Genomic DNA, 26,068 nt, shown 5'->3' with positions numbered 1-26,068 from the left:
GTCATTGAGGTCACCAGTCTACGCCGAAACTTGGTCGGCTAGTGGTTCTCTGACGGCTGCCTGGCCTCAGGGGTGATCCAGCCGCTTTTGATCTGGCGGGCCCGCGGTAAACTGGCCAGCAAGTACCGAATAAAGCGGGCGGCTGAAGATGCGCGAGGTGACGGTGGCAATCAGTGACACCGCCATCAGGCTGATCACCATTTCATGCCCGTCTATCATTTCCATGACAATAATAAACGAGGTGATGGGCGCTTGTGTTACGCCGGCCAGAAAGCCGGCCATGCACAAGGCACTGAAAGCAATGGTGAGGTGGTGGTAATGAAAAATGCTGGCTAAGTCATAGCCTATGCCTGCGCCTATGGAGAGGGCCGGGGCAAAAATGCCACCGGGGATCCCGCTTAAATAGGTGAAGATGGTAGAGAGGTATTTGACCACAGGGTAGTACCAGGTTTCGTTGATGGAACCATTGAGCATGGCTTTGGTGAGTGAATACCCTGAGCCATTGGCCGCACCATGACTGACTATGCCCAGGCCGGCTACCAGCAGCGCACAAAAGCCCGTCCAGTACAGCGGGTGGCGGGTACGCAAGCGGGTGATTCTGCCTGGCAGGTTTTCTGTGAGTTCAATCAGGGTTTTGCTGAAGATACCACCAAACACGCCACACACCAGCCCGCCAATCAGCACGGGCAGCAAAATTTGCGTATCAATCGGACTCACGCTCAGGCTGCCAAAATAGGTATAGTTGCCTTGCAATGAAATCGAAACCAGCCCGGACAAGACAATGGCCGAAATCATCACGCCATTGGTTCTTTGCTCAAATTTGCGGCTGAGCTCTTCTATGGCAAAGATAATCCCTGCCAGCGGGGTATTGAACGCCGCCGAAATGCCCGCGGCTCCGCCGGCCAGAATCAGGTGTTTAGGGTCGATTTGAAAGGTTTGCGGCAAAAAGCGGCGAAAGGCATGCATGATGCTGGCCCCCACCTGCACCGAAGGCCCTTCTCTGCCTGCGGAAAAGCCTGCGGCCAGACCGAGGATGACCAGACACATTTTGGAGATCGCAATTTTGATCGACACCAAATGGCCAATCGGCTGGTGTTCTTCATATGAAAGCGCCGCCATGGTCTGCGGGATGCCGCTGCCGGCAGCGCCGGCGAACCAGCGCTTAGTCGCCCAGACTATAAAAATGCCTACCACGGGCATGACGATGAGCGGTAGCCACCAGAGCGCCGATTGCATCTGATCAAACCAGGCGATGGCATACTCGGTGGCACGGGCAAACAACACAATGACCAGCCCGGTGATGATGGCCGCAGACCAGATGATCAGGCGGCCTAGCCACAGATGCACATCAGTCATTTTGATGGAGGCGAGGATATTTTTCAGGTCGTTCAGCATGGAGGTATCGCTGCCAGTTTACCGGGAGTGGGGGCTTGCGCGATGCACTAAACTTAAGTTCATGAGCGCAGGCTTTAACAGAATGCACTTACATCATAACAAATATGATGAGCATAAATACTTGTTATGACGTTTAAAGTAACTCTTCGACGTGCTTTTTGATATTTGCCGCCATTTTGGGGGTAGGCAAGTCATTGGTGTCGGTGCCAAACGGGTCTTCAATCTCTTCGGCAATCAGCTCCAGGCTGGCTAATACGTAAAAGATAAACACCACCACCGGGATCACGTAATAGCCCAGGCTAAACACAAAGCCGAACGGTAACGTCATCACGTAGAAGAAAATAAATTTTTTGATGAACGCGCTATAAGAGTAGGGGATGGGCGTGTTTTTGATCCGTTCGCACACCCCGCACACTTCGGTGAAGGCTTTGAGTTCGTCATGAATGATAAAAAACTGGTCACCGCTGATTTTGCCTGAAGTATAAAGCAAGTTGGCTTGTTGAAAAATGCGCTTGGCGATCTGGTTCGGGTGGTGCTCATGGTGGTCAATGTCCAGATCCAGCCCTTCAAACAGCATTTTGCTCACCTCGGCATTCATCAAGTGTTGGGAAAGCACGGTGGCATAAGTGGGGATAATTTTTCTGAAAAAATCACGGTCGTGGTCATCGCCCAGGTAAGCCGATAGCTTGATTGCCAGATTGCGGCTGTTATTGACCAGCGACCCCCAGGCTTTGCGGCCCTCCCACCAGCGGTCGTAGGCGGTATTGGTGCGGTAGGCCAGCAACAAGGACAAGACAAAACCGACGGTGGTATGTATAAGCGACAGATTTTTGACATGGCTGCTGTCGGCCAGCTTCCAGTATTCGATTTCAAGATAGGCGACGCCTCCGGCATAGGCGCCAATCAGCAGCATCATCGGCATCAGTTGGCGGAAGGTATCTGACTCGTGAAAACGAAAGATGAAGGTCAGCCAGTCTTTGGGGTTGTATTGAATCATAAGTGCGCTAAATGATAGTGTGTTGGTTTCCGACAGTGATCTGTTCAGCTGTTGACACGCTGCAGGCTCAATTTGAAGCTGACACCTTCAGTATGGTTGGTTGCAATTACGGTGCCGCCCATTTTCGCCATATACGTTTTAACAACAAACAGTCCTTGACCACGATGCTCATTTTGCTCAGTTAATAAGGCATCAGAAACACCGTATTCAAAGATGCGATCCAGCATGTCAGGGGCAATATGGCTCCCTTGATTCGAAATACTCACAATGGCGTTGGTGTCGGTCAACTCCAGACTAAGGGTAATAGGACTGCCTGCTTTGCGGTAGCGATTGGCGTTGGTAAGAATATGGGTTACAACATCTTCCAGTGAGAATTCGTCGGCTCTAACTAAAACGCTTTCGGATAATGACGTGAAGACAACGTCTGCTACTTCGACAAAATGTGCGTTAGCAGCAATTTTGGTCAGAAATTCGTTGAGGTCTATGACATCAACGTGCAGGTTTGCGATTTCCAGGGCCTCGCTAGGTGAGGCGCTACCATACAATACACGAATTGCCTGTTGCATCCGTTGGATGTAGCGATGGCTGTTATCCTCTGCATTTGGGTGTAGCACCATTAATGATTGCAACGGCGACATGATTTCATGGCCGACGGCATGCCACATGTCGCGTTCCTGCTGTGCACGTATTTGTTCACGCTGTACATCGTCTTTGACGCGTTGCAACAGATCTGACAGACCACCGGCTAGAATGCCCAGCTCATCAGAGCCGCGGAGGTCTGATACGTCCAGCATGCTAATACGCTGCTCAACTTGTGCATTCTGATGATCCTGAACGTTATAGGACACGGTTGCTGCACGTTTAGTCAGGGTGGCTATGCGCCGTAAAAAACTGACTTCAATTAATAGCCATGCGAGGGCTATTGCACTCAACATGGCACCTACATACCATGAAAGTCTGCTAACAACAGCGCTCAGGCTGCGGTCAATAAATCTGGTATCACCAGAGAGGACAATCTCATAGCTTCCTCTTGAAGTGTGTATGGTTTCGGTAAGGACAGGTGGAGTTTCAGATTTCCCTCCCGCTGCTCTATTCATTGGCAAGTGTTGAATGAGGCGCGTGATCCAGTGAGATGAGTGTTCCATATGATCCAGTTTTGCGCGGATATGAATAATGTCATTGGCCTCGCCTAGTCTGCGTATGCGCAGTGTTTCGCCAGCATGCAGTGTGTCTTCAAGATCATTTAATGCAAAGGGAGGAATTGCGCCAGCCCGATTGCTATCAAATAGTGGCTGCTCAGATTCGGGCGGTAAAATCTCCACCCTTACCAGTATATGTTCAAGGTCTTTGGGAGGCCAGATAGGTAGAGATTTTTCAAACAGGCCCCTTCTAAAGGACTCTACTGGTAAACGGATAGAGAAAAAGGAGGCCTTGCGACAATGGTCACTTGATTCCTGGAGGCATTGTTTGCCCTGCCACAGCCAGCCTCGAAAGTCACGAACAGGTTTTGCGTTTGGTGTCAGCAAGTCACCATGGTCAACAAATCCGGTCAACCGTCCCCTGACTAGGTTGGCATCTGTTGGCTGAATGGCTTCATACGGCGCAATCCATCGCATAGTTTCACCTCGCATTGTGAGGGTCACCCTTGCCCGGTGTACATTGGAAAGGTTTAGCGCACCACGCTCATGCCCGACCAGTTCACCACTTATGAAATTACCAACAATATAGATAAAGCCGCCAGCATAGGGATTGTTACCGATGGCGACACAGACATCGCCCTGATTGGGATAATGTGTCAGACAGCCTGCAATTTCCACTGCTTGTTGCGCCTTATTCTGATCATCAAAATCAAGTGCTGCATAAGGTAGTAACAATGGGCTTAGCGGGGTAAGGGTTCTATTTTGCTTGCCTGGATTTAGCAATGCTAGCTGACCAGAAGGGTGGCGGAGGCGCGCGATGATTCCGGATAAGGTTTTTTCCATCCCTTGTGCATAGGTTTGGTGGCTACGCAGCTTCTCTTCTTTGATTAACACGAGCGCCAACGACAAGGTGGCAATAATCAGGAACAGAAATGCACCACGTAGTAGCAAACGACCACGAAGGGACGAGACGCCTAACTTGGGGACTGACAGGCTGTTTAAATCTAATCGCATATCGACCTTTTAGCCCTGATGATATTCAGTAGCATATGGCTAGCTGACCCAACGGAATCCGCGCATGGGGATGTTTTCAATAGCGTTGAAGTCAGGGTCTAGGTCCCGGAAAGCATCGCGGATAGTGCTCACGTGTTTGCGGACATTGTCGCGGTTACGACCACTCTTTACCACATCGAATAGCTGGTCGTAGGATACTACCTGTCCACGCTGCTGATACAGCGTGGCAAGAATGCGTTGTGCAGTCAGCGGTAGATTGATGCGTTCCCCACGCCAAATAGGCGTGCGTTGCCACAGTGGATCCAGGACCAATTCGTCTGGCGCCACGGCAACTTGTTTTTGAGCGCTTTCCTTCTGACTTTTGGCCACGCGTAAAATATCCAGAAAAGTTTCGACGAAGTCGGATTCTTCGAACGTGGTTTTTTGTAGGTAATCCCATGCGTCCAGCGCTTTCATTATACTGCGGTAAATCGCGGCAGGCATGGCAGAGACGACAAGTACCGGTGTACCCTGATATTGCTTATTGATGGAGTTAATAATGGCAACCCCTGCATTACGCTCACGCCCAAGCTCAATATCAAGAAGCACGACGTCATAGCGCTCTTTGGCCAGTGCGGCCTCAGCATCATCGCGATTAAACCATTGGTCAATCTGGATATCTGGTTTCGTTGCTTTGATCCAACCCGCCAGCTGATTGCTCGTGGGTACATCGTCTTCAATTACAGCAACTTTGGTCATTGACAGCTCCCAAGGTGTATCACGGTGAAGGGATAGCGGTATCCGCATCTATTGCTGGGTATTATCCGTGCTAAACGATAAAAGTGGTGTGAGTTTTTCTTCCGCGACATGAAGATTTACAGCGCTTTTGTGAGTAGATTGGGCATACGCACGCATAGAGTCTTCCGCGAGAAATGTGAAAAATAGCAGCCATGGATTCGTCATCAAAACACCGACGAAATTTCAAAAAGCCATTTTTACATAAGGGAGACATCATGTTGAATCGCATTAAACAAATGAGAAATACTATTCGCCAGGCTTTCAGTCAGTCTTCTCAAGACTCAGGGGCAGCTTTGGCGGGCTCTGGCTGGACTGTTTTTAAATCTACAGAAAACTTTTTCTCGGAAACCAGGGGCACCCTGCTTGTGCTAGCTGCAACTGGTGCTGTGGGGTTTCTGCTTTACACCCATCCACTGATGCAAGGGCTGCCAGCAGGCGGGGTCGGCGTACGTACCAATCGCTTAACTGGCGAAGACACTGTTTTTCGCAGCGGAGGCGTAATTGTCCTACCAATGATTCATGACTTGAGGGTGTTTTCCTTACGCGACCAAACTTATCGACCTAAAGATATGAGTCATGCCGACGGACCTTCACCGTTACAATCATTAGAAGGACTTTCTTTGGGTGTAGACCTCGCTGTGCGTTATGCCGTAGATACAGGTAAGGTTGATGCTATGGCTAAAAAGTTACCAGATAACATTGGCCAGGAAATCGTAGAGCCTGCGGTTCAAGGCATCGTCTATAAAACATTCTCTGGGTACACCGTAAAAGAGATTTTTTCCAGCAAACGACAGACGATTCAAAAAATGATTGAAGCCGAACTCAAGCCAAAGTTGGCTGCGGATGGCATCGTGCTCAAGTCAGTTCAAATTGGCAAGATAGATCTTCCAGCAGATTATCGGCGTGGTATGGAGTCTCTGTTGGCTGAAGAGTTGGCCAGTGAAAAAATGCGCTATACGTTAGAGCTTAAAGACAAGCGTGTGAAAGAGGCCGAGCTCGAAGCGAGTGCAGAAAAAGTACGCCGTGAAAAATCTGCTGAGGCCGCTGCCAACGAGCAAATTATTGCGGCCAAAGCGCAGGAAGATGCGATGAAGCATATTCTTCCGTTCAAACAGCGCCAAATCGAACAAAGGCAGTTGGAGGCAGAAGCCGATAAACAGAGTCGGATTCGACTCGCTGAGGGCAATGCCAAGTCCCGTGAAATTGAGGCGGTTGGTGAAGCGAATTCACGTGAGAAGTTGGCAGATGCAGAGGCTTATCGCATGGAGCGGTTAGGCAAGGTGAATGCCGAACAAATGGAGCGTGAAGGCGTATTGGTGACCAAGCATCCACTCCTGATTCAGAAAGCACTGGCAGACAAGTTGTCTGACAACATACAGGTGATTATTGCGCCACCCCCAGCCGATGGCGGTTTTATCGGTAGCGCGTTGATAGGTGGAAATCATCAAAGCACAGGTACACAATCCTCTCAAACAGTCGTCACAAACATGCAGTCTGAGAATGAGGCAGAGTAATCATGGCAATCACCACCTTGGCATCACTGGCAACCGCGACAGCGCTTTCCAGCGCGATTATTACCCAGAATCCGGTAGCACTGCGCTCTGCACCACGTGATTCTGCCAATCAACAGGCAACCTTGTGGCAGGGTGAGGTCGTAGAGGTGCGGGGAACGCGCATGGATTACCTGCAGGTCTATGATTACAAACGTGAGCGTGCAGGCTATATCCGTGCTGATCAGGTGAGAATGACCAAGTTTGAAAGTGCTGAAGCGCCAGAACTCCTATCCGTGATCCGTTATGTTCATGACGTGTCTGGCGCAGAAACGTTAGGCATTGCTCTTGCTGCAGCTTATATCAAGGCTGCGCCAGCTGACGAAGTGAATGGCAGTCATGGTACGGAAGTACTGGAGTCGATTGGCTATTTTGCAGACAAGCTTGCCCGTCGGGCTTCATCGGCGGCTACATTGAGCAAATCTGCAGCGACGACGTTATCTGCCCAACTGGATGTCGCTGCGCAGTATGGTATCAAGTTTAAGAGTTACGAATTGGCAAACGGGGTACAGATTTGTTATGACGGCGAAGCATATCGGCAAGTGCTTGCCATGAAGGCAACATCGTTACAGATTGCAAACGCGGCTTTGAGCTTGACCAAGCCTGAATGCATGGATCCCAGTCTACAACCGATTGCACGCACTCAGACGGATATGTGGCGACTGGACGTATTGGCCCATGTGAATACTACAGATTTGCCCGTATTTCTGAAGAATCGGGTAGAGATGCGTCGGGCAATGATATTGAGCAATTTGGCGTATGCGCGTAGTCGTCTGCAGACGGCGCCGGAAGCCTTAAAACTCTCTGGTATTAATACAGCTGCGGCAGCGTTGGCACAACAATCCATCCGTGCGTTCGCCAGTGTGAATAAAAATGAACTGCCGGATGATGATTTGCCTTTGTATAACGATACGGCAATACTGGTCAATACCAACCGCCTGGCAGCCCAGCCTCTTAGTGTTGCTGATAAGCATGATCATAACACGCTGGCACTCTTGACCTCTGGCGGACAACCTGGCGAAACCTGTGTATCACTTACAGATGGACAACATGACCTTAAGACACCGCTGGCGGCAAAGTGCACTTACGGATTGGTATGGGAAAACTCGGTATCAATCAATCGCGAACGAAATGCACTCGTTGTTGCAGTGCAACCTATGCAAGGTTGGCGCGAAATGTGGGTATTTCGCAAAGAAAACCATGGCTGGGTACTGAGTGTGCTGCCGCCTGCGGCAACTAGTCCTCTATTAGGCTATATAGAATTTGCAGGCTGGGTCCCCGGTGGCAAACAAATGCTGGTTGCTCGTGAGAGTAGGGGTGAAGGTAAATATAAGCACAATTTTGAAGTAGTGAATCTTGATGCTTTAAACATTGAGCGTCAGGCATCAGACCCAACAATACTTGGCCCGTTTCAACGCTGGCAGGACCCTGTCTGGAAAAATACGACATTAAGCGTGAGGTAGACGATCATTCAGTAAAACCAGGCCGCTCTGGCCGCCTTTTGTAAGCACTCAACTATTTTTAAATTATTTTCAAAAAATCTGTAAGGCCGCGTTGCTTGCCTCGACTAAGGGTGACAGAACACATTTTCTGTTTAACTTTTTAATTGAATCCTTAGGAGATAGTATGAAAACGACTCAAAAATTGGCCAGCGCAGCATTGTTAGGTTTGTTCACTGCAACGGTGATGAGTGCAAGCCCGGCATTTGCTGGGGATGAAGGCAAGTCTGGCTGCAATGGCAAAGATAACGCCAAGATGGAAAAGGCCAATTGCAAAACTGCTGACGGTAAAGAGAAGCATGCATGCAAAGGCAAAAATTCCTGTAAAGGCCAGGGCGGTGATGGCAAGAATGCGTGTAAAGGGCATGGTTCATGCGCCACGGACGGCAGTAAGTAAGCTGGTCATTTTCTTGAATCGTCTCAAGGCGGCGGGGCAGTGGCCCTGCTGCTTTGCAAGGAGTGAGTTGTCATGCCGCTGACCAATCCCTTACCCAATGCATTACCCCATCTGGGCTTTGGACTGGGCCTCAGGCCCACGCACTATCCGTATATTTTTGAACATCAGCCACCGGTGGACTGGTTCGAAATTATTTCGGAAAATTTTATGGATACCGACGGCAAGCCCAAGCGCAACCTGGCGCGTATCAAAGAGCAATACCCGATTGTCATGCATGGTGTGTCGATGTCCATCGGCAGTGTGGATGCATTGAATTCTGAATACCTGACCAAGCTCAAGGCGCTGATTGACTGGGTGCAACCGGCCTGGGTGTCGGATCATCTGTGCTGGACTGGCGTGGCACATAAAAATACCCATGATTTGCTGCCGCTGCCCTACACCGAAGAGTCGCTCAAGCATATGGTGCAGCGTATCTGCCAGGTGCAGGACAGGCTGGGCCGCAGAATCGCGCTCGAAAATCCGTCTACCTATCTGGAGTTCAAGCATTCCACCATTCCAGAGGCCGAGTTTATTGCGGCCATGGCGCAAGCGGCGGACTGCCATTTGCTGCTCGATGTGAATAATGTCTATGTGACGAGCTACAACCACCGGCTGGATGCACAAGCCTATCTGGATGCCTTGCCAATGGAGCGGGTGATTCAGGTGCATCTTTCGGGGCACCGCAACAAAGGCAGTCACATCGTCGATACCCACGATGACCATGTGACGGAGGCTGTGTGGGGGCTGTACCAATATGTGGTGAACCGGGCTGGCCGCGTGCCGAATACCATGATTGAGTGGGATGACCAGATCCCGGAATTTCCGGTGTTGGCCGCGGAGCTGGAGAAAGCCCGGCAAGTGGCTAGCCAGGCTAGCGCCTATGCCTTGCCAGACATAGCCAAGCCGGTTGAGGCATCTAGCCCAGCCATGCAACCGTCTTTACTGCAGGCGCAAACCCACTTACAGCAAGCCATTGTGCTGGGCGATCGCATGGACAGTCGTCCGGCAGAGTGGATACGCGCCAAGGCCGAGTTTGTGCCAGAGGCACAGTTGTCGGTGTATACCGAGGCGTACCGTTACCGCTTGTTTGACGTGGTGGCCGAAGATTATCCGGTGTTGGCGCATTATTTAACGCCGCCAGTCTTTGACCGGCTGCTGTGGGATTTTATTGCGGCGGTGCAACCAGACCATTTTAATATCGGCCGCTTTGCACTTAAGCTGCCTGCGTTTATTCAAATTGCGCTGCCTAAACATGGTTTTGCCCATGCGCTCTGCCAGTTGGAAACGCTGGTCGCACAAATGATGGACCCGGCTGAAACGCCTGTGCTGGAAGCTTCGCAGCTACATGGCCTCACGCCGGATGGATTGATGGACTTGCAACTGATGCCCAGGGCGGCATTATCACTGGCACACTTTAGCCACGGTGTGAATGCATACTATCAGGCCGTGATGGACGAGGTGCCGACGCCGATGGACGAAGCCGTTGACGAGTATCTGGTGGTGTATCGCCATGAGGATGTGGTTTGGCGCATGACGCTGGAGGCGCAGGAGTTCGCATTACTCAGTACCTTGTTTGGCGGGGCGACCGTGGGCGAGGCGTTAGCTGGTCTGGATGACGCAGCAGGCCCCGAGGTCATGGCCTATTTTTCAAAATGGATGAGAAACGGCTTGCTGGCCGCAACGCAGGTGGCGGCGACGATTGACGCTACCGCGGCTGACACCACTCATCTGCAAAAGGAGGAAACACATGCATATCTTGTTTGAGGGATTGATCGCTTGGCCGAAAAAAGTGGCTGCGCATTTTGAATGGCTGGGCCCGTTGGTCGCCCGCGTCGTGGTGGGCTACACCTTTATGCTCACGGGCTGGGGCAAGCTGAATAACCTACCCGCCATTATTGAGAACTTTCAAAGCTGGGGCATCCCTTTCCCAGAATTCATGACGCCATTTGTGGCGGGCTGGGAGTTTTTCGGTGGGCTGGGCCTGATTCTGGGTTTGATGACGCGTATTTGTGGCGGGGCATTGGCGGTGGTGATGGTGGTAGCGATTATTTCGGCAAAACTGGCCGATATCGATTCGCTGGAAACCTTGCTCGGCTTTGAGGAGGCGACTTACTTTGCCGTATTTACCTGGCTGGCGATTTGCGGGGCAGGCAAGGCTTCGCTGGATCATTGGCTGGAGCGGCGCTACAAAAAGCATTAATGCTCATCCGTGCATCGGCCATTGGTGCACTGCCCTCAAGCATCGGGGGTGGTCACTGCGCGGATGAATCGTTGACCAGCATGGCACTCGCCAGCGCACCCACTTCACGCACGGCCTGTTCAATGGCTAGGGTCCACAAGTGACTGAAATTAAGGCGGATGTAGTGCGTGAATTCTTTTTTGCGCGAGAAGATGGTGCCTGGCGCGACGGTGATGCCGTTATCAATCGCGGCACGGTAAAGGGCAAGCGCATCAATGCTGGGTGGCAGTTTGACCCAGATCACATAACCGCCTTGTGGCACGGACAGCTGGGTGCCCGCCGGAAAACTTTGCTCGATGACGTTGCGGATCAGCACGTAGTTGGAGCGCAGGGTGTGGCGCAGCTGTTTGAGGTGTTGCTCAAAGCTGTCGCGTTGCATGAATTTGGCGATGGCAATTTGTGGTGGCGAAGGCAGTGACAGGCTGTTGAGAAACATGAGCCGCTCGACTTCCTGACGGTAGCGTCCGGCCACGGTCCAGCCGACGCGGTAGCCAGGCGCCAGCGATTTGGAGAAGGACGAACAATGCAGCACCATGCCTTGCTGGTCATAGGCTTTGGCCGGCTTGGGCGGCGCGTCACTGAAATAGAGCTCGCTGTACACGTCATCTTCAATGAGCGGGATTTGCTGCGCTGCCAAAAAGCTCACCAGTGCCTGCTTTTTGGCTTCTGGCATGGCAAAGCCGAGCGGATTCTGGAAGTTGGTGGTAAGGATGACGGCGGCAATGCGCACGTTGTTGCTCACGGCATGCAAGGCATCAAGGTCTATGCCCGTCAGTGGGTCGGTGCGTAGCTCGGCGACTTTCATGCCGAGGCGTTCTACCGTATGTGCCAGCGCATAGTAGCCGGGCGATTCGAGTGCGATGGTATCGCCCGCTTTCGCTACGGCTTGCAGGCACAGGGTAATCGCCTCGGTTGCGCCGTGGGTAATGACAATATCATCGGGCGACACATCCATGCCATGCGCCAGGTAACGCCGCGCAATCTGCTGGCGTAATAACTCGTTGCCTGGGGGCAAATCACTCAAGACCCCCCATTCGCCCTGATCATCGGTCAGCGCTTTTTCATACTGGTGGATTTTTTTGAGCGGGAATAACTGTGGATCAGGAAATGGTGACCCCAGCGGGACCGTGCCAAATTCGCGGATGGATTTAAGCGTAGTGAGTACTAACTTGCTGGCGTCGACTTCGGCCAGGTTGAGGTCTTTGGCCAGCGGCGAGGCGGCCTGTTGCTGCAGGCGTTTGCGTGGGGTGACGTAATAGCCGGATTGCGGATGGCTGCTGATGACGCCTTCTTGCTCCAGCAATAAATAGGCACGCAACACCGTGCTGATACTCAAGCCATATTGCTGGCTGGCTTGCCGTACCGAGAAGATTTTTTCACCTGGCCGCAAGACGCCTTCGTCTATCATGGCGCGGATGCGGGCGGCGAGCGAGACGTAAAGCTTCATGGATGGCAAGGCTTGCGAGTATCAAGATGTTCACCATTATACGTGAAGCCAGCGGGCGAGGATTTGCCAGAACAACGATACAACAGCCTGCGTTTAAACACGCTTGCCCTGTTTAAAAACACCTGGGTGAGTTAAAAAAGATCAGGCTGTTTGCAAGGCCAGCGCAACCTCAGCCCCAGTGGCAGTCAGACTGGCCACCAGCCGGTCCTTTTGTGCGCATACCTTGACCAGCGCCTGTTCATCGAGCGCAGTTAACAGACGCTGCAGTGTGCTCATGCGTAGCTCGAGACGTTTGCATAGCGCGGCCAGCGGCATGTGCGCGCGGCCCTGGCTGTGTTCCGCATACAGACATTCGAGGATGCTGAGCAGCATGACCGCACTCGGGTCCAGCGGCGTCAGGTTGATTGAACTGTCTTCCCGAGCCTGCGAGTCTTCAACCGCAGAGGGCAGTGTCACCTCTGTCTCGAGCATGGACTGTAAGGTGTGGTCACGTTCAAGCAGCATGGGCGACCTCGGGGGCAGTGGTTTTCTCGATGATCACCGGAATCGATTTGGAGGTCGGGGTGCGCGAATCGTCGGCTACGCTTTCCAGCGGGACCAGGTTATTGGTTTCCGGGTAATACCCACTCAGGCAGCCGCTTGGAATATCGTAAGCCACCACCAAAAATTTGTCTGCGCGGCGTGTGATGCCGTCCTGCCAGACGCTGACCAGGTTGATCCAGTCCCCGGCTTGCAGACCCTGGCGCGCAATATCGGCCGGATTCATGAAGATGACACGGCGCTCGCCAAAGACGCCGCGGTAGCGGTCATCCATGCCATAAATGGTAGTGTTGTACTGGTCATGTGAGCGGGTGGTCATCAGCACAAATAACTGATCGCCATATTGCTCACGGGCCTGATGGATGGGTGAGTTTTTAGGGATGGCTTGCAGCGTGAACTCAGCCTTGCCAGAGGCAGTATTCCAGATGCGCTCGCTAGACGGCACGGGCAGGCGGAAACCGCCCGGGCGTTTGATGCGCTCGTTATAGTCTTTAAACGCCACCGGCAGGGTTTGTTCAATCAGGTCACGGATTTTGCTGTAATCCTCAATCAGCGCCAGCCAGGGGATGCTGCTTGCCTTGAGCGTTGCTGCGGCCAGGCGCGCTACAATCGCGGGCTCTGACAACAAGTGCGGGGAAGCAGGTTTGTTCATGCCATACGAAATATGCACCATGCTCATGGAGTCTTCCACGGTCACGCCTTGCGGGCCTGTGGCTTGCGTGTCGACTTCGGTGCGACCCAGACAGGGCAGTATCAAGGCCTGTTTGCCATGCACCAGGTGACTGCGGTTGAGTTTGGTGGTGACATGCGCGGTCATCTCGCAATTGCGCATGCCTTGCCAGGTGCGGTCAGTATCTGGCGTGGAGATTGAAAAGTTACCGCCCAGACCAAAAAAGAATTTCACTTTGCCTGCAATCATGGCTTCGATGGCGCCTACCGCATCATAACCTGGTGCTTTGGGCACATTGAGGTCAAACACCTGGTCCAGCCGTTGCAGAAACTCCAGCGGCATTTTTTCATAAATGCCCACTGTGCGGTTGCCCTGTACGTTGCTATGGCCGCGTACCGGGCACAGGCCTGCGCCTTCCTTGCCGATATTGCCGCGCAACAGCATCAGGTTGACCAGGGTTTTAATGGTGGCCACGCCATGTTTGTGCTGGGTAATGCCCATGCCCCAGGTCGCAATGACGCGATCCCCCGTGGCATAAATGCGGGCAATTTCCTCAATTTGTGCCAAGGGGACGCCGGATTCTTCAACGATGACCTCCCAGCTTTCCTGACGCGCATCTGCGGCAATCGCCGCAAAGTTATTGGTGTGTTCGGCAATGAAATCGACATCGACCACGCGCTCGGTGCCATGCAGAATGGCTTCATCATCCCATTGGATGACGAATTTGATCATGCCTTTGATCAGCGCCAGATCACCGCCCAGCTTGGGCTGGATAAACAGGCTGCTGATCTTGCTGCCTTTAAAGCTCAGCATGTCAAACGGGCTTTGCGGGTCGGCAAAACGTTCCAGGCCACGCTCTTTGAGCGGGTTGATGGCGACAATGCGTGCGCCGCGTTTAGCCGCTTCACGTAACTCACCCAGCATGCGCGGATGGTTGGTGGCCGGATTTTGGCCAAAAATCAGCAGCGTATCGGCATGCTCAAAGTCATGCAGGGTCACTGAGCCTTTGCCGATGCCCACCGTGGCAGGCAAGGCAATACTGGTGGATTCATGGCACAGGTTGGAGCAATCAGGAAAGTTGTTGGTGCCAAATGCACGCACAAACAGCTGGTAGAGAAAGGCGGCTTCATTGCTGGCGCGGCCCGAGGTGTAAAACACGGCCTCATCTGGATGATCCAGACCGTTAAGCTGTGTTGCCATCAGCGCAAAGGCCTCGTCCCAGGACACTTCTTCATATTTGTCGGTGACCGCGTTATAACGCATGGGGTGGGTCAGGCGGCCTTCATTTTCCAGGTCGAAGTCGCTCCAGCCCATCAGTTCCGTCACCGTATGCTGGGCAAAAAAAGCCGGTGGGACACGTTTGGCCGTGGCCTCAGCGGCCACCGCCTTCACGCCGTTTTCACAAAACTCAAAGGTAGAGGTGTGTTCTTTGTCCGGCCAGGCACAACCTGGGCAGTCAAAGCCATCGGGCTGGTTTTGTGACAATAGCGTCATCACGCCTTTGACAGGGATTTTTTGCAGCGCCAGTTGGGCGGCCACTTGCTTCAATGCGCCCCAGCCAGCGGCCGGGTGGTGATACGGTTTAATCACAGCTTTGGATTGCGACATAGTTTCCAGTAAGATTGCGTCAGTACGTTTAACAGTGACAACAGGCGAGATTCAACTTGTCTGTCAGTGGGTTGTGCGGATTGCGGATGGTGTTTATCGTAGTCAGGTTGAGGCAACAAAAACAGACACAGAACCGCCCTAATTTTTAGGATACAGTTATTACGGCAGCGATTCTGATTCCTGCAGGGTCAGGCGTGGTTTTCAGTCAAAACGCCATTACTTAGACGCGAATCCGAGCAGCGTTGTGGGGGTGTTTGACCCAGGCAACGCCGCCCATGTGGAGACCTGTGTTGTGCACGTGAGGTTGAGGTGTGCACGTAGATGAAGCAGCAGACTTAGGCGACGTGCTGATAACGGTATTGTTGGGTATTACGTGTCTGCCAGCGACCCTGTCTAAATGCGTTGATCAGGGTTTTTGCCCGCTCACTGTGCATGCCGTCAAAACCGGGTTGATCCCTATCCAAAAAGTCGGTCAATCCAGTCACATGAGCCAAGTCTTCACGCGTCACATGGCGATACCCCATACTCCAGTCGTTAAAACTGCGCGCATCAATGGGTTCTTCAATCAGCTTCATCACATGATGGTGGCGCTGATCATGCGCGATTTTTTCATAGAGGGCATCGATCACCGCCCGCTCTCCTTCCAGCACTTGAAAGAAACATCCTTCCATATACAGCAGCATGCCGGTGATGTGCAGGTGGCGGTTGTTCTCTCTCGCCATCGCCAGAAGCTGGATCAGCTCCTGGCTGGACATCAGGTGGTCGGCAATGCTGGTATAGCTCAGCATCACGAGGTCGTTTTCCTGTATCGGAGCATGGTCCATGGCAGTTCCTTGATGAAACAGACAAACACTATGACCAGTTTGCTTGGGCGAAGGTTCTGGGTGGATGGGAGCGCATGCTTGAAGCCACGCAGACAAACTTAAGCACCTCATCCCAGCTCGCCAGCGGACTAAAAAGCGTGCGGCCATGACGCATGGCACAAAGCAGGCGGCACCCGTATGCAACGCGGGCTTGGGCGTCGTTGATCCTTCAGCCTTAAGAGGGTTTCTTGAAGGCGGCCTGGTAGGCGCTCACATAGTCCTGCCATTGATGGATGGTATGATCGGCCACCTGTTTCGCCAGCGTGAGCACGGGGCCTCGCCAGTCGGCGACTTGCGCCCCAAACGCCATCAAGGCTTCGCGGTTGGCGGCGCCCAGATAACCGGCATTGCGCAAATGGGCCCAGGCGGTGAGGGAGGCCATGCTGGCAAAAATATTATCCAGCACGCTGAGTTTGCCATCCCACTGCGTGAGGTCTACCCGGTCTTGCGAGGGTTGCAGCGCTTTGATCAAATAAGACTGTTTGTCTACGCACACGGCTTTGAGAAGGGCGGGCGGCAGGATTTGGGCGCCTGCCTGTATGGTCGCGACGCGTTGAGATTCCAGCATCCAGTCAGGTTGTGTGAGTTTGATTGCTGCGGTGTTCAGGTAAGGGCTTAGTGCACTCTGGTTGCTGGCTTTCATGTCTATGAGTGCGCGGCGCTCTGGCCCTTTGCCGTTCACGAGCACGACATAGCGTTCCAGGCCCAGGCTGCCGGTGCCAGCAATGCGGCGCGCAATATCCAGCGGATAAAAGAATTCTTTTTTATCCTGCACTTGCATGGCCTTCATGTATTTTTCCAAAGCGGCTTGTTTTTGCACTTTGTCCAAGGCCAGCGCACGTTTGCCGTCTATCAGGAGTGTGTCCGGTGCTTTGGCATTGGTCCGGCTTGCGATAAAGGCCTGGTTGCTGCGCTTGCTCAAGTCTGACAACAGATGCCTGATCGAGCCGCGGGCCGTTTTGCGCTCTACCCATTTGGGTTTGCCTTCTGCCAGTGCCTGCGCGTAGTTCTGCACTATGATGTCAAGCAGTGCAGTGGTTTGTTTGGGTTTGAGCTTGAGTGTGTCCTGGGCGACCAGCAGGCTGGTCAGCAAGCGCGTCAGCTCCCACAGGCAAGGCGCCAGGGCGGCTTCATCAAAATCATTGAGGTCAAAATAGGCCAGGCCGTTTTCGGCTTTGTAGCTGCCAAAGTTTTCCAGATGCAGGTCGCCGCAAATCCAGGCGGCAGGGCTTTTTAGCTTTGCGAGGGCTGGGTGCCAGTCTTCATAAAACAAATGGCAGGTGCCGCGCAAAAACACAAACGGGTCTTTGCACATGGCGGCCAGTTTCATTTGCAGACGCTCAGGGTCGCGGCCGGCGTTGTAGTGTTGGATTCTGTCTAAAATAGGCATGGCGGTTCCGGAAAAGGGTACAAAGCGTTGTCTGCGCGAGGCTGGTTCTGAAAGGGATACTCCGGGCTTTCAGCACGCAACGGTTTAAGGCAGGCCGACCAGCTTGAGATATTCCTCCAGCGTCAGCGTCAATCTTTGCAGTGAGGCATTCACCTCATCCAGCGGTTGGTTATCATGTAAATGCAGTTTCTCCAGCAGGCTTTTATGGGCCTCGATGGCTTGCAAGTGCGCTTCGAGCTTGGATGTTTTGGGGTCTTGGGTCATGGCGGATTCTCCATCATCGTCGGGGGCGGTGAACAGGCTTGAGCGCCTGCTGCAATCTATGTATGTCTGGTTCGAGTATCAATCGGATCACTAAGTTTTGTGGCCCCTGCTGAAAATGATGTGTGGATGGCTGGGCGCTTGCCTGATCAATGTTAACTCATCCTGCCTGGTCTGGCTCGCCATACAGTGACAGGTAACGGGCGGGCTGATGCGAGCTTAAAAAATGTTCAAAGTCGTCGGGCGACAAGGGTTTTGCAAACAGGAATCCTTGCAGCTTGTCTGCACCAAGTGCTCGGCACAGGGTGGCTTGTGGCAGGGTTTCTATGCCTTCGACAATGACTTCAAGATCCAGACTTTTGGCCATGACGATCATGGCTTTGAGCAGGCGACAATCCGCCTCATTCTCTGGCACATTTTGCACAAAGCTGCGGTCTATTTTCAGGATAGAGGCAGGCAGGTGTTTCAAATAGGTCATGGACGAGTAGCCTATGCCAAAATCATCCAGTGCCACCTTGAGCCCAAACTGCTTGAGGTGACGCAGTCTTGCCGAGGTTTTGTTAAAGTCAGACACCAGTACACTTTCGGTAACTTCCAGTAACAAACAGCTGCCAGGCAGGTCAATCTGCCTTAAATCACGCTCAATTTCAGTCAGCATGTGTTCATGTTGTAACCATTGTGCGCTGGCATTCACTGCGAGTACGCAGTCCGCGTCAATCAGACCGCTCTGGCGCCAGCGTGCAAACTGTAAGCAGGCCAGTTGCCGGTTTCTGCTGTCGATCTCGGCAAAAAAGCCAAGCTCTTCCACCACATCGATAAAGACCGCCGGTGGCAGCAGACCTTGCGTGGGATGCTGCCAGCGCATGAGCATTTCTGCACCGCACACGGTAAAGTCTTGTGCATTCAATACCGGTTGGTAGTACTGCACCAACTGGTTTTGCAGGCGTTGCGAACGCAGTTCGTTCTCTACCATCATGCGATGGATAATCTGCTCTTGCAGTACTTCGCTGAAAAAGTGAAAGCCATTTCGCCCTGCACGCTTGGCATGATACATCGCCAGGTCGGCACGCTTTAACATGTCTTCTGCCGTGCTTGCGCAGCGCGGAAAGGTTGCAATGCCTATGCTGCAGGTAATAAATTGTTCGGTTTGATTCAACGCAAAAGGCTCACGCACCTGTTCGAGGATGCGCTGCGATAAGGCGCCGATGGCGGTTTCATTTTCCAGATCGTGCACGATAATGGCAAACTCGTCCCCTCCCAGGCGGCAGACCATGTCGCCTTCTCTGACTACTTCCTGCAGTCGCTGTGCGACTTGCTTCAGCAGGTGATCGCCAGAGTCATGTCCCAGGCTGTCATTGACCAACTTGAAATTATCAATGTCCAGATAAATTAAGCCGAGTTGAACGTTGAGGCGATGCGCACGTTGCATGGCATTGCGCAAATGCTCTTCAAAATAATATCTGTTCGATAATCCGGTCATCGGGTCATTCTCTGCCAGATACTTCAATCGCTTGTGCGTTTCAATCAACTTGTTGTTCAGGGCATGGCGGGCTTGCGCGTGTACCAGCGCTTTGGTCAGGTGTCGCTCAGACAATTCTTTTTTGAGTAAAAAATCCTGGGCCCCGGCGAAGATGCAATTTCTTTCTATGGTCTCGTTATCTTCCATGCCGGTCAGGATCACCACGGCGGCCTGCTTTTCTGTGTGTTGTGTGAGTTGGCTTAACACATCCAGGCATTCCATATCGGGCAGGCGGTAGTCGAGCAGTACGATATCAAAATCGTTTTCTTCATACAGTTTCAAGGCTTTGACGGCGGTATTTGCATGCACAATATCCTTCACCAGTGATGGGTTTTGCAACACCCGCACCACCGCCATGCGGTCCAGTTCATCATCATCTACCAGTAGCAGGCGCATGGTTACTCCTTCGTGGCTGGCAGCTCAACAATGCGCCAATAATGCTCAATTAGCCCCATGACTTCCATAAAGTCGCGGTCCATGTGCTGCTTGAACACATAGCCCGCGACATGTTTGCGGTAGGCCGCGACCAGGTCCTCGTCTGATTTTGACGTCGTCAGCACAAACACCACAGCATGGGTTAATAATGGATCCGTGCGTAAGGCTTCCAGAAACTCCAGGCCATTCATGCGCGGCATATTCAGGTCAAGCAGGATAATATAGGGTGCAGGAATCTGGCACGAACGCAGCAACTCCAGCGCTTCACGGCCATCGCGGGCACGAAACAGGGTGTTCAACAGTCTTAATTTGCGTAATGCGCGCTCCAGCGAGATGGCATCAATGTCGTCATCGTCAACAATCAGCAACGATACTTCCTTATAACGATGTTTGGGCAGGATTTGCACGCATCAACCTTTCTTCTATATTGATCGGCCAGGTGAACGTGATCGCACAGCCGCGCTGACCATCGGAGCGGATGCTGGTACTGCCCCCATAGGCTTCGACGATTTTTTTAACCAGTGCCAATCCCATGCCGCTCCCTTCCACCTCATCGCGCGGCCTCAAGGTCTGGAACATGATATAAACCCGCTCCTGGTATTCTGGTGAGATGCCCGGCCCATCATCAATGACGCTGAACTCATAGTAATGCGGGTTGGCCTGCTGCCATTGCAACTGAATGCTGCCGCGTGTTTGATCGTGGTGTTTGATGGCGTTGCTAAACAGATTGCGCAGCACCTGTTCCAGCGGGGTGGCCAGCGTATAAAACGTGGGCAAATCGTCTGCCATCTTCAGGCTAAAGCCTGCAGGCGGGGCTTGCATCTCAAAAATGGACTGCGCTACTTTGCCAAGGTCGACCTGGCTGACGCTGCCTTCCAAACGTCCGGCGCGCGAATAGGCCAGTAAATCATCCAGCAGGCGTTCCATTCTGCGCAACCGTCCGCGCAACAGGGACATGTGTCCACTAATGGCCTCCACTTTGCCCTGGTTGAGATCTTCTTCGATCCAGTGCGAAATTTGGAAAATGCCGCGTAATGGGGACTTGAGGTCGTGGGAGGCCACATAGGCAAAAGTGGCCAATTCTTTATTGCTGCGCTCCAGCTCGTCACGGTGTTGCGCCAGCTTTTCACTGGCTTTAACACGGGCAGAAATGTCCGTAATGGCCGACAGCACCTTGACGCCGTCATCGGTTTCTATCGGATTAAGCCCGACCTCGACAGGAAACTCACTGCCGTCCTTGCGGCGGCCATATAAGTCCCGCCCGGTGCCCATCGCGCGCGGACTCAGCTCAGAAAAAAAGAAGGCCCGGTGATGGGCATGCTGATGGCGCAAGCGTTCGGGCAACAACATATCTATGGATTGCCCCAGCAGCTCCTCGCGCGGGTAGCCGAAAATACGTTCTGTTTGTGGATTGACCATTTCGATCAAGCCATTTTTATTCACCATCACCATGGCATTGGGCGCGGCTTCGACGACCTGGCGAAAGCGCGCTTCCATGCGCTTGCGTGCCGAAATGTCGGTAATGGCTGACAAGACTTTGACGCCATCATCGGTTTCAATGGGATTGAGCCCGACCTCGACAGGAAACTCGGTGCCATCCTTACGGCGGCCATACAAGTCACGTCCGCTACCCATGGCGCGAGGTCTGAGGTCTGAGAAAAAGGCGGCGCGATGATGCGGATGCTGTTGGCGGAAGCGCTCAGGTAACAAAATGTCTATGCTTTGTCCCAGCAACTCTTCTCTTGGGTAGCCAAAAATGAGCTCTGTCTGTGTATTGACGAGTTCGATCAGGCCGCGACTGTTTACCATCACCATGGCGGTCGGGGCGGCTTCTACTACTTGCCGGAAGCGCAGATTGGCACGCGCAACGTCTCCACTTTCATCATGCATACCCAATCTCCCATGGTGACTGCACTTAATATTTTTATTTTAATAGTTGATGTTGCACTGTTGAAAAGAAGCACATGCGACCACTGTGCTGCCGAGAGAGCTGATGCTGCAAAAGTATTCTTGCAGCTCGCTGAACCGTGGTTTTTATGATGAGTCACAGTCTACACCCATCTTGCTGACTCTTGTATAGTACATCAGCGTGGATAATCTTGCCGTCAGACAGTCAGTATCGGTGCTGGTCAGTCTGTTTGCGCAATACTGACGGCGTTCCGTCCAGACTGTTTGGCCTGATAGAGAGCCGCATCTGCCTTGATCAGCAGTTTTTCCAAGCTGATGCTGGTCTCCGAGGTGGCAGCTAAGCCAATCGAAATAGTCAGGTGAAGAGCGCGGTGGTTTCCAAGGTGCATTTCGGTGTTGGCTGCAGTCGTTCGCAAGCGCTCCGCGACTTCTATCGCTTGTTCTTTCTGCGTATCTGGCAACAAGATCGCAAACTCCTCACCACCATAGCGGCTGATCAAATCAATATCGCGCAACTGCGTCTGACATTGCCGGGCAAACGCTTGCAATACAACATCGCCAGCCTGGTGGCCATAGTTGTCATTGATTTTCTTGAAGTGATCGATGTCTATCATCAATAAAGCGATGGCGCCGCCACGGCGTTTGAGTCTTGCCAGCGCGATATTGGCCTCTTGGATAAAGTGGCGTCGATTGGGCAATCCGGTTAAAAAGTCTTGATTGGCTTGCTTCTGCAATTTTTCCTGTAGCGCCTTGTACTCAGTAATATCTTGTATTTGTACGACAAAGTGCTGGAGCTGGCCGGCTTCATCTTTAATGGCGGAGTAGGTCAACAATACCCAAAGCGTATGACCTTGGCTATGAAAAAAGCGCTTTTCTACCTGATAGTTATCTCGCTGGCTAGTGAGCAGCGAGTCCAGCAGCAGATGGTCAAGTTGGTGGTCGTCAGGGTGGGTGATCTGCTGGATGGTTTTCTGGCATAACGCCGCTTCATCTTCCCCCAGCATATGGCATAAGGCCCGATTTGCCTGCATAAACCTGCCATCGAGGCCTAGCAAAGCCATGCCGATGGCTGCGGAGTCATAGGTTGAGCGAAACAGTTTTTCGGATTGAAACAGGGCGTGTGAATGTTCAGCCGCCATTCGCGCGTGTTTGCTTTCACGGCGTTGGAATACAAACAACATAGTGAATGTAAAGAGTGCAAAAATACTGAAACAGATGATCTGAATCATGGCATTTTCGTACCAGTATCTAAAAATGCGTTCAAGGTCGCGGCTGACCGCTACCATGAGTGTGCTATGCAGTTTGAGGTCGCCGGGGGCCAGTGTGGTTTGAGCCACCATACGCTGCTGCCGGGTTGAATATAATTGACCACTAAATACGGTCACCGCTTTGCCGCTTTGGATATGCCGGGTAAAAAATGAACCAGGGGTTGCCAGATTTGTGCCCGGCTTGAGCCCGTTATCGGGCACGCTCATGAACAGCACGCCTTTGCTGTGTATCAGGGAACTGCGGCTATCCTGCGTGTATAACACAGAGGCTAGCAGCGGTTTAAAGTATTCGGGATCCAGGATGGCAGTGACAATCCCGGAAAATTCACCTTGCTTGCCAGGAATGATCCGGGTCAGGTTGAGTATATAGTTACCGCTCATGCCGGTGAAAGGAGGGGAAACGTAAAGCCTGTCGGGATCACTAACCCGCCGGGCGGTCTGGTAATAATCACGGTAACTGAAGTTCATGCCGAGATATTCTGGAAAACTAGTGTATATCAGTGTTCCATCGGCATCAAACACGTCAAATCCCCGTATTCCTGGCATGGTGCTCGCCATGGTTGTCAAGCGTTTGGTCGCGACTTGCTGTTGATGTTTCCACTCCGGGATTTCTTGAATAATGGCCAGTAAGGCTTGATTGGCGCCTTGAAACTGGAAGGCCAGGTTTTTTGAAATGACATTGGCTTGCGTAATCAGGCGGTCGCGTTCATTCGCTTCAATTTGCGCATGCTCATGGTAAATATTGAGCGCAATCAAGCCGCCAAGCACAGACAGTGCGAGCACAAGTTCTATCCAGAGCACAACGGTCAAGCGAGTTAATAACTTTTTATGCGTGATCATGCGATGTTTTTTGCGCTACCAATGTTGACCAGGGCGAAGTGCGATTGTCCATAGCAGAGTAATTAGCATACTGCAATATTTACGCGATATCTATATTGTCTTTGCACGCGCGCAGTGTTCATGGCATTTTTGATGGATACCGCGCATGCGCGACGGTAGATGAGGCAGAAAATTGGCCGGCCTGTGATGGTTTGATGGGCCTGACGCAGGATGAACTGCTTTAAGCGGCTGTTAACAGGAAGCTTTCCTGTTGTGGCCTGGCGGCAGCTGGCTTAGTGTATGCGGTCATAGGTATGCAAGAGGCCAACAATGAGACTTTTCACTAATGTATGGATATTGGCAACGATCTTGTCTGCAGTGGTCGGGGTGGCATGCGCGGCAGATGCGGGCGCGACGACGCAAGATGGCCGCCCTTTCTCGAGCCTGAATGCGGAGGCCATCGCGCAGCTGAGTCCTGTCGATCAACAGGCCTATGATGCCTGGAAACGGGCGTCAGCACCGCCGGTGACGACATCTACCTATCAGGAGGACACTGGTCCCAACACCATGGATTTGTCTTCCGATTTTTCAATGTAACTGATTTTTGAATGTTGTGGCCGTTGCCGTTTAAAATGGCGGCATGTCTGCGACCTTGATTCAACAATTTCTGCCGGGGTATCCCGCGCATTTACGTGCGCAAATTGCCCAGTTGCATGCCCAGGGCCAACTGGGCCATTATCTGCAGCAGCGTTATCCCGAGACGCACACGATTCAAAGTGACAAGGCGCTGTATGATTTTTGTAATGCGCTCAAGCAGCGCTATTTGAAAAACGCGCCCTTGCTCGACAAGGTCTATTTCGACAACCGGCTCACCATAGAAAAGCAGACACTGGGGCTCAATGCCGCCATTTCGCGGGTGCAGGGCGGCAAGCTCAAAGCCAAAAAAGAAATCCGGATTTCGGCTTTTTTTAAAACGGCGCCGCTGGCATTTCTCAACATGATCGTGGTACACGAACTGGCACATCTCAAAGAGCGCGAGCATGACAAGGCGTTTTACCAGCTCTGTCTGCATATGGAACCCGACTACATGCAATATGAGTTTGATTGCCGGGTGTATTTGTTATGGGCCGCCCTGCAAAAACATCAGCTGGATGCCGGAAACAGTGTGCGGGCCACCTTGCCTGGCTCCAAGCCATAGTGTGCGCTCACCAATGCCGTGATTGCCTTATCCAGCGCCAGTGTCGGTTGCAAGTCGCGCCCCTGATACAGCTGGCTGTCTTTGAGGCCGGGCCAGTCGGCGATGACTTTGCCGGCTGGCCAGCTTCGATTGCTTGCCGTGATGGCGGGCAGGGCGCCCCCAAACGCCAGCATGGCGGCGCCTGTGCCATGGTCGGTGCCGCCTGTCCCATTGGCGGCGGCGGTGCGGCCAAATTCGGTGGCGACGATGATTAGCGTTTGCTGCCAGTGACTCCCCAGATTGGTTTGCAGGCTGGCGAGCAGAGTGTCCAGGTCGGACAACTGTTTGCTCAGACGGCTGTTTTGGGCGCTATGGGTATCCCAGCCGCCGGTTTCCAGCATGGCAATGCGCGGGCCGTCTGGCCGGCTTAAAAAATCACCAACCATTTTACCCAGCGCTGCTGGCTGCTGGCTGTTTTGTCCTTGCATGCCTTTGTCCGCCATATTCTCGACTTGCATCGCACTTTCCCAGGCGGCATGTAATTGGGCATCCTGCTGGTAAAGCTGGCTGACTCTTAACAGTAAATCATCGGAGGGTTGTGGCAGCTTGGCACTGGCATAGGCATCGACCTGATAGCTACCTCGCAAGGCCAGCGGAATGGTGGGGGAGAATGCAATCGCCTCGGTTTGGGCGGGCGGTAGCAGGCCGAGCAAGCGGTTCAACCAGCCATCTTTGAGCTGATAAGCACGCGTGCCGCCACTTTCCAGCACATTCTGCCCGTCAAAATGGGAACGCTCGCGGTAGGCCGAGGCCACCGCATGCACAAACAGTGCATGTTGCTGCTGGTAAAGTGTCTTGGCCTTGACCAGGGACGGGTGTAGCGCAAACAGGCTGTCCAGCTTGGTGTCATTGATGTCTTGCACGGCCAAGGCGCCACGCAAGCGCTGGTAATCGGGATCTGCATACGGAATCACGGTGTTCAAACCATCTGCCGCGCCGCGCTGGATGATGAAAATAAATCGTTGTTCGGTCGCCGCTGCCGCAAAACTCAAGCTGGGGAGCCAAAAGGCTGCCAGCCCGGCACCGCATAATTTCACAAATTGTCTGCGCTGCATGG

Annotated in this window: 22 protein-coding genes; 7 read left to right on the top strand and 15 right to left on the bottom strand. The window is 52.7% G+C overall.

Annotated elements, in window-relative coordinates:
• Positions 1-66: 66 nt before the first annotated feature.
• The 4 genes from INP77_RS10205 to INP77_RS10190 form a co-directional block, all read right to left on the bottom strand.
• Complete coding sequence (locus INP77_RS10205; protein WP_194748909.1) at positions 67-1,395, bottom strand: chloride channel protein; 1,329 nt, start codon at positions 1,393-1,395, stop codon at positions 67-69.
• A 133-nt stretch (positions 1,396-1,528) separates the two neighbouring features.
• Positions 1,529-2,392 carry a bestrophin family protein gene (locus INP77_RS10200; protein WP_194748908.1) on the bottom strand — a complete coding sequence of 288 codons (864 nt, stop codon included), beginning with the start codon at positions 2,390-2,392 and terminating at the stop codon, positions 1,529-1,531.
• Between the two features lie 44 nt (positions 2,393-2,436).
• On the bottom strand, positions 2,437-4,545 hold the full coding sequence (locus INP77_RS10195) for a sensor histidine kinase KdpD (protein ID WP_194748907.1): 2,109 nt from the start codon (positions 4,543-4,545) through the stop codon (positions 2,437-2,439).
• 39 nt (positions 4,546-4,584) lie between these two features.
• Entirely contained in the window at positions 4,585-5,283 is a 699-nt protein-coding gene (locus tag INP77_RS10190; protein WP_194748906.1) for a response regulator transcription factor, read from the bottom strand.
• A gap of 254 nt (positions 5,284-5,537) precedes the next feature.
• Between INP77_RS10190 and INP77_RS10185 the strand changes: the two genes are divergently transcribed.
• From INP77_RS10185 to INP77_RS10165, 5 genes are all read left to right on the top strand, one after another.
• On the top strand, positions 5,538-6,836 hold the full coding sequence (locus INP77_RS10185; RefSeq protein WP_194748905.1) for a prohibitin family protein: 1,299 nt from the start codon (positions 5,538-5,540) through the stop codon (positions 6,834-6,836).
• 2 nt (positions 6,837-6,838) lie between these two features.
• Positions 6,839-8,335 (top strand): SH3 domain-containing protein, encoded by a 1,497-nt coding sequence (locus INP77_RS10180; RefSeq protein ID WP_228518852.1) that lies wholly within the window; start codon positions 6,839-6,841, stop codon positions 8,333-8,335.
• A gap of 163 nt (positions 8,336-8,498) precedes the next feature.
• Complete coding sequence (locus tag INP77_RS10175; protein WP_194748904.1) at positions 8,499-8,768, top strand: hypothetical protein; 270 nt, start codon at positions 8,499-8,501, stop codon at positions 8,766-8,768.
• Positions 8,769-8,840: 72 nt separating this feature from the next.
• Positions 8,841-10,571, top strand: a complete 1,731-nt coding sequence (locus tag INP77_RS10170; RefSeq protein ID WP_194748903.1) for a DUF692 family multinuclear iron-containing protein — start codon at positions 8,841-8,843, stop codon at positions 10,569-10,571.
• Positions 10,555-11,007 carry a DoxX family protein gene (locus tag INP77_RS10165; RefSeq protein WP_194748902.1) on the top strand — a complete coding sequence of 151 codons (453 nt, stop codon included), beginning with the start codon at positions 10,555-10,557 and terminating at the stop codon, positions 11,005-11,007. Before INP77_RS10170 ends, INP77_RS10165 begins: the two co-directional genes overlap by 17 nt.
• Positions 11,008-11,059: 52 nt before the next feature.
• Here the strand turns inward: INP77_RS10165 and INP77_RS10160 are convergent, their stop codons facing one another.
• From INP77_RS10160 to INP77_RS10115, 10 genes are all read right to left on the bottom strand, one after another.
• Entirely contained in the window at positions 11,060-12,493 is a 1,434-nt protein-coding gene (locus INP77_RS10160; RefSeq protein ID WP_194748901.1) for a PLP-dependent aminotransferase family protein, read from the bottom strand.
• Between the two features lie 141 nt (positions 12,494-12,634).
• The gene (locus tag INP77_RS10155; protein WP_228518851.1) at positions 12,635-12,997 is read right to left on the bottom strand and encodes a hypothetical protein; all 363 of its coding nucleotides are present in this window, start codon (positions 12,995-12,997) and stop codon (positions 12,635-12,637) included.
• Entirely contained in the window at positions 12,987-15,311 is a 2,325-nt protein-coding gene (locus INP77_RS10150; protein ID WP_194748900.1) for an FdhF/YdeP family oxidoreductase, read from the bottom strand. The genes INP77_RS10155 and INP77_RS10150 overlap by 11 nt, the downstream gene beginning before the upstream one ends.
• A gap of 335 nt (positions 15,312-15,646) precedes the next feature.
• Positions 15,647-16,135: a BLUF domain-containing protein gene (locus tag INP77_RS10145; RefSeq protein ID WP_194748899.1), complete on the bottom strand. Its 489-nt coding sequence runs from the start codon at positions 16,133-16,135 to the stop codon at positions 15,647-15,649.
• Between the two features lie 214 nt (positions 16,136-16,349).
• Complete coding sequence (locus INP77_RS10140; RefSeq protein WP_194748898.1) at positions 16,350-17,564, bottom strand: DUF2252 family protein; 1,215 nt, start codon at positions 17,562-17,564, stop codon at positions 16,350-16,352.
• Between the two features lie 84 nt (positions 17,565-17,648).
• Positions 17,649-17,828, bottom strand: coding sequence for a hypothetical protein (locus INP77_RS10135; RefSeq protein WP_194748897.1), 180 nt, complete (start codon positions 17,826-17,828; stop codon positions 17,649-17,651).
• Positions 17,829-17,985: 157 nt separating this feature from the next.
• Entirely contained in the window at positions 17,986-19,740 is a 1,755-nt protein-coding gene (locus tag INP77_RS10130) for a bifunctional diguanylate cyclase/phosphodiesterase (protein ID WP_194748896.1), read from the bottom strand.
• Between the two features lie 2 nt (positions 19,741-19,742).
• Positions 19,743-20,186, bottom strand: coding sequence for a response regulator (locus INP77_RS10125; protein ID WP_194748895.1), 444 nt, complete (start codon positions 20,184-20,186; stop codon positions 19,743-19,745).
• On the bottom strand, positions 20,158-21,669 hold the full coding sequence (locus INP77_RS10120) for a PAS domain S-box protein (protein WP_194748894.1): 1,512 nt from the start codon (positions 21,667-21,669) through the stop codon (positions 20,158-20,160). The genes INP77_RS10125 and INP77_RS10120 overlap by 29 nt, the downstream gene beginning before the upstream one ends.
• A gap of 239 nt (positions 21,670-21,908) precedes the next feature.
• The gene (locus tag INP77_RS10115) at positions 21,909-23,795 is read right to left on the bottom strand and encodes a diguanylate cyclase (RefSeq protein WP_194748893.1); all 1,887 of its coding nucleotides are present in this window, start codon (positions 23,793-23,795) and stop codon (positions 21,909-21,911) included.
• A gap of 309 nt (positions 23,796-24,104) precedes the next feature.
• Between INP77_RS10115 and INP77_RS10110 the strand changes: the two genes are divergently transcribed.
• Together INP77_RS10110 and INP77_RS10105 are read left to right on the top strand one after the other, a co-directional pair.
• Complete coding sequence (locus INP77_RS10110; RefSeq protein ID WP_194748892.1) at positions 24,105-24,371, top strand: hypothetical protein; 267 nt, start codon at positions 24,105-24,107, stop codon at positions 24,369-24,371.
• 43 nt (positions 24,372-24,414) lie between these two features.
• Positions 24,415-24,972 (top strand): YgjP-like metallopeptidase domain-containing protein, encoded by a 558-nt coding sequence (locus tag INP77_RS10105; RefSeq protein WP_194748891.1) that lies wholly within the window; start codon positions 24,415-24,417, stop codon positions 24,970-24,972.
• Here the strand turns inward: INP77_RS10105 and INP77_RS10100 are convergent.
• The gene (locus INP77_RS10100) at positions 24,918-26,066 is read right to left on the bottom strand and encodes a DUF1501 domain-containing protein (protein ID WP_194748890.1); all 1,149 of its coding nucleotides are present in this window, start codon (positions 26,064-26,066) and stop codon (positions 24,918-24,920) included. The genes INP77_RS10105 and INP77_RS10100 overlap by 55 nt on opposite strands.
• Between the last annotated feature and the right edge of the window lie 2 nt (positions 26,067-26,068).

The organism is Methylophilus sp. 13 (genome assembly GCF_015354335.1).
Lineage (GTDB): Bacteria > Pseudomonadota > Gammaproteobacteria > Burkholderiales > Methylophilaceae > Methylophilus > Methylophilus glucosoxydans.
This window is presented reverse-complemented; position numbering and strand designations above follow the sequence as displayed.

Excerpts from the sequence above, each read along its gene's own strand:
- INP77_RS10100 (WP_194748890.1), bottom strand. The coding sequence starts at position 26,066 with ATGCAGCGCAGACAATTTGTGAAATTATGCGGTGCCGGGCTGGCAGCC.
- INP77_RS10180 (WP_228518852.1), top strand. The coding sequence starts at position 6,839 with ATGGCAATCACCACCTTGGCATCACTGGCAACCGCGACAGCGCTTTCC.
- INP77_RS10135 (WP_194748897.1), bottom strand. The coding sequence starts at position 17,828 with ATGACCCAAGACCCCAAAACATCCAAGCTCGAAGCGCACTTGCAAGCC.
- INP77_RS10200 (WP_194748908.1), bottom strand. The coding sequence starts at position 2,392 with ATGATTCAATACAACCCCAAAGACTGGCTGACCTTCATCTTTCGTTTT.
- INP77_RS10160 (WP_194748901.1), bottom strand. The coding sequence starts at position 12,493 with ATGAAGCTTTACGTCTCGCTCGCCGCCCGCATCCGCGCCATGATAGAC.
- INP77_RS10205 (WP_194748909.1), bottom strand. The coding sequence starts at position 1,395 with ATGCTGAACGACCTGAAAAATATCCTCGCCTCCATCAAAATGACTGAT.
- INP77_RS10115 (WP_194748893.1), bottom strand. The coding sequence starts at position 23,795 with ATGATCACGCATAAAAAGTTATTAACTCGCTTGACCGTTGTGCTCTGG.
- INP77_RS10120 (WP_194748894.1), bottom strand. The coding sequence starts at position 21,669 with ATGCATGATGAAAGTGGAGACGTTGCGCGTGCCAATCTGCGCTTCCGG.
- INP77_RS10110 (WP_194748892.1), top strand. The coding sequence starts at position 24,105 with ATGAGACTTTTCACTAATGTATGGATATTGGCAACGATCTTGTCTGCA.
- INP77_RS10185 (WP_194748905.1), top strand. The coding sequence starts at position 5,538 with ATGTTGAATCGCATTAAACAAATGAGAAATACTATTCGCCAGGCTTTC.
- INP77_RS10195 (WP_194748907.1), bottom strand. The coding sequence starts at position 4,545 with ATGCGATTAGATTTAAACAGCCTGTCAGTCCCCAAGTTAGGCGTCTCG.
- INP77_RS10190 (WP_194748906.1), bottom strand. The coding sequence starts at position 5,283 with ATGACCAAAGTTGCTGTAATTGAAGACGATGTACCCACGAGCAATCAG.
- INP77_RS10150 (WP_194748900.1), bottom strand. The coding sequence starts at position 15,311 with ATGTCGCAATCCAAAGCTGTGATTAAACCGTATCACCACCCGGCCGCT.
- INP77_RS10155 (WP_228518851.1), bottom strand. The coding sequence starts at position 12,997 with ATGCTGCTTGAACGTGACCACACCTTACAGTCCATGCTCGAGACAGAG.
- INP77_RS10140 (WP_194748898.1), bottom strand. The coding sequence starts at position 17,564 with ATGCCTATTTTAGACAGAATCCAACACTACAACGCCGGCCGCGACCCT.
- INP77_RS10165 (WP_194748902.1), top strand. The coding sequence starts at position 10,555 with ATGCATATCTTGTTTGAGGGATTGATCGCTTGGCCGAAAAAAGTGGCT.
- INP77_RS10170 (WP_194748903.1), top strand. The coding sequence starts at position 8,841 with ATGCCGCTGACCAATCCCTTACCCAATGCATTACCCCATCTGGGCTTT.
- INP77_RS10175 (WP_194748904.1), top strand. The coding sequence starts at position 8,499 with ATGAAAACGACTCAAAAATTGGCCAGCGCAGCATTGTTAGGTTTGTTC.
- INP77_RS10130 (WP_194748896.1), bottom strand. The coding sequence starts at position 19,740 with ATGCGCCTGCTACTGGTAGATGATGATGAACTGGACCGCATGGCGGTG.
- INP77_RS10105 (WP_194748891.1), top strand. The coding sequence starts at position 24,415 with ATGTCTGCGACCTTGATTCAACAATTTCTGCCGGGGTATCCCGCGCAT.
- INP77_RS10145 (WP_194748899.1), bottom strand. The coding sequence starts at position 16,135 with ATGGACCATGCTCCGATACAGGAAAACGACCTCGTGATGCTGAGCTAT.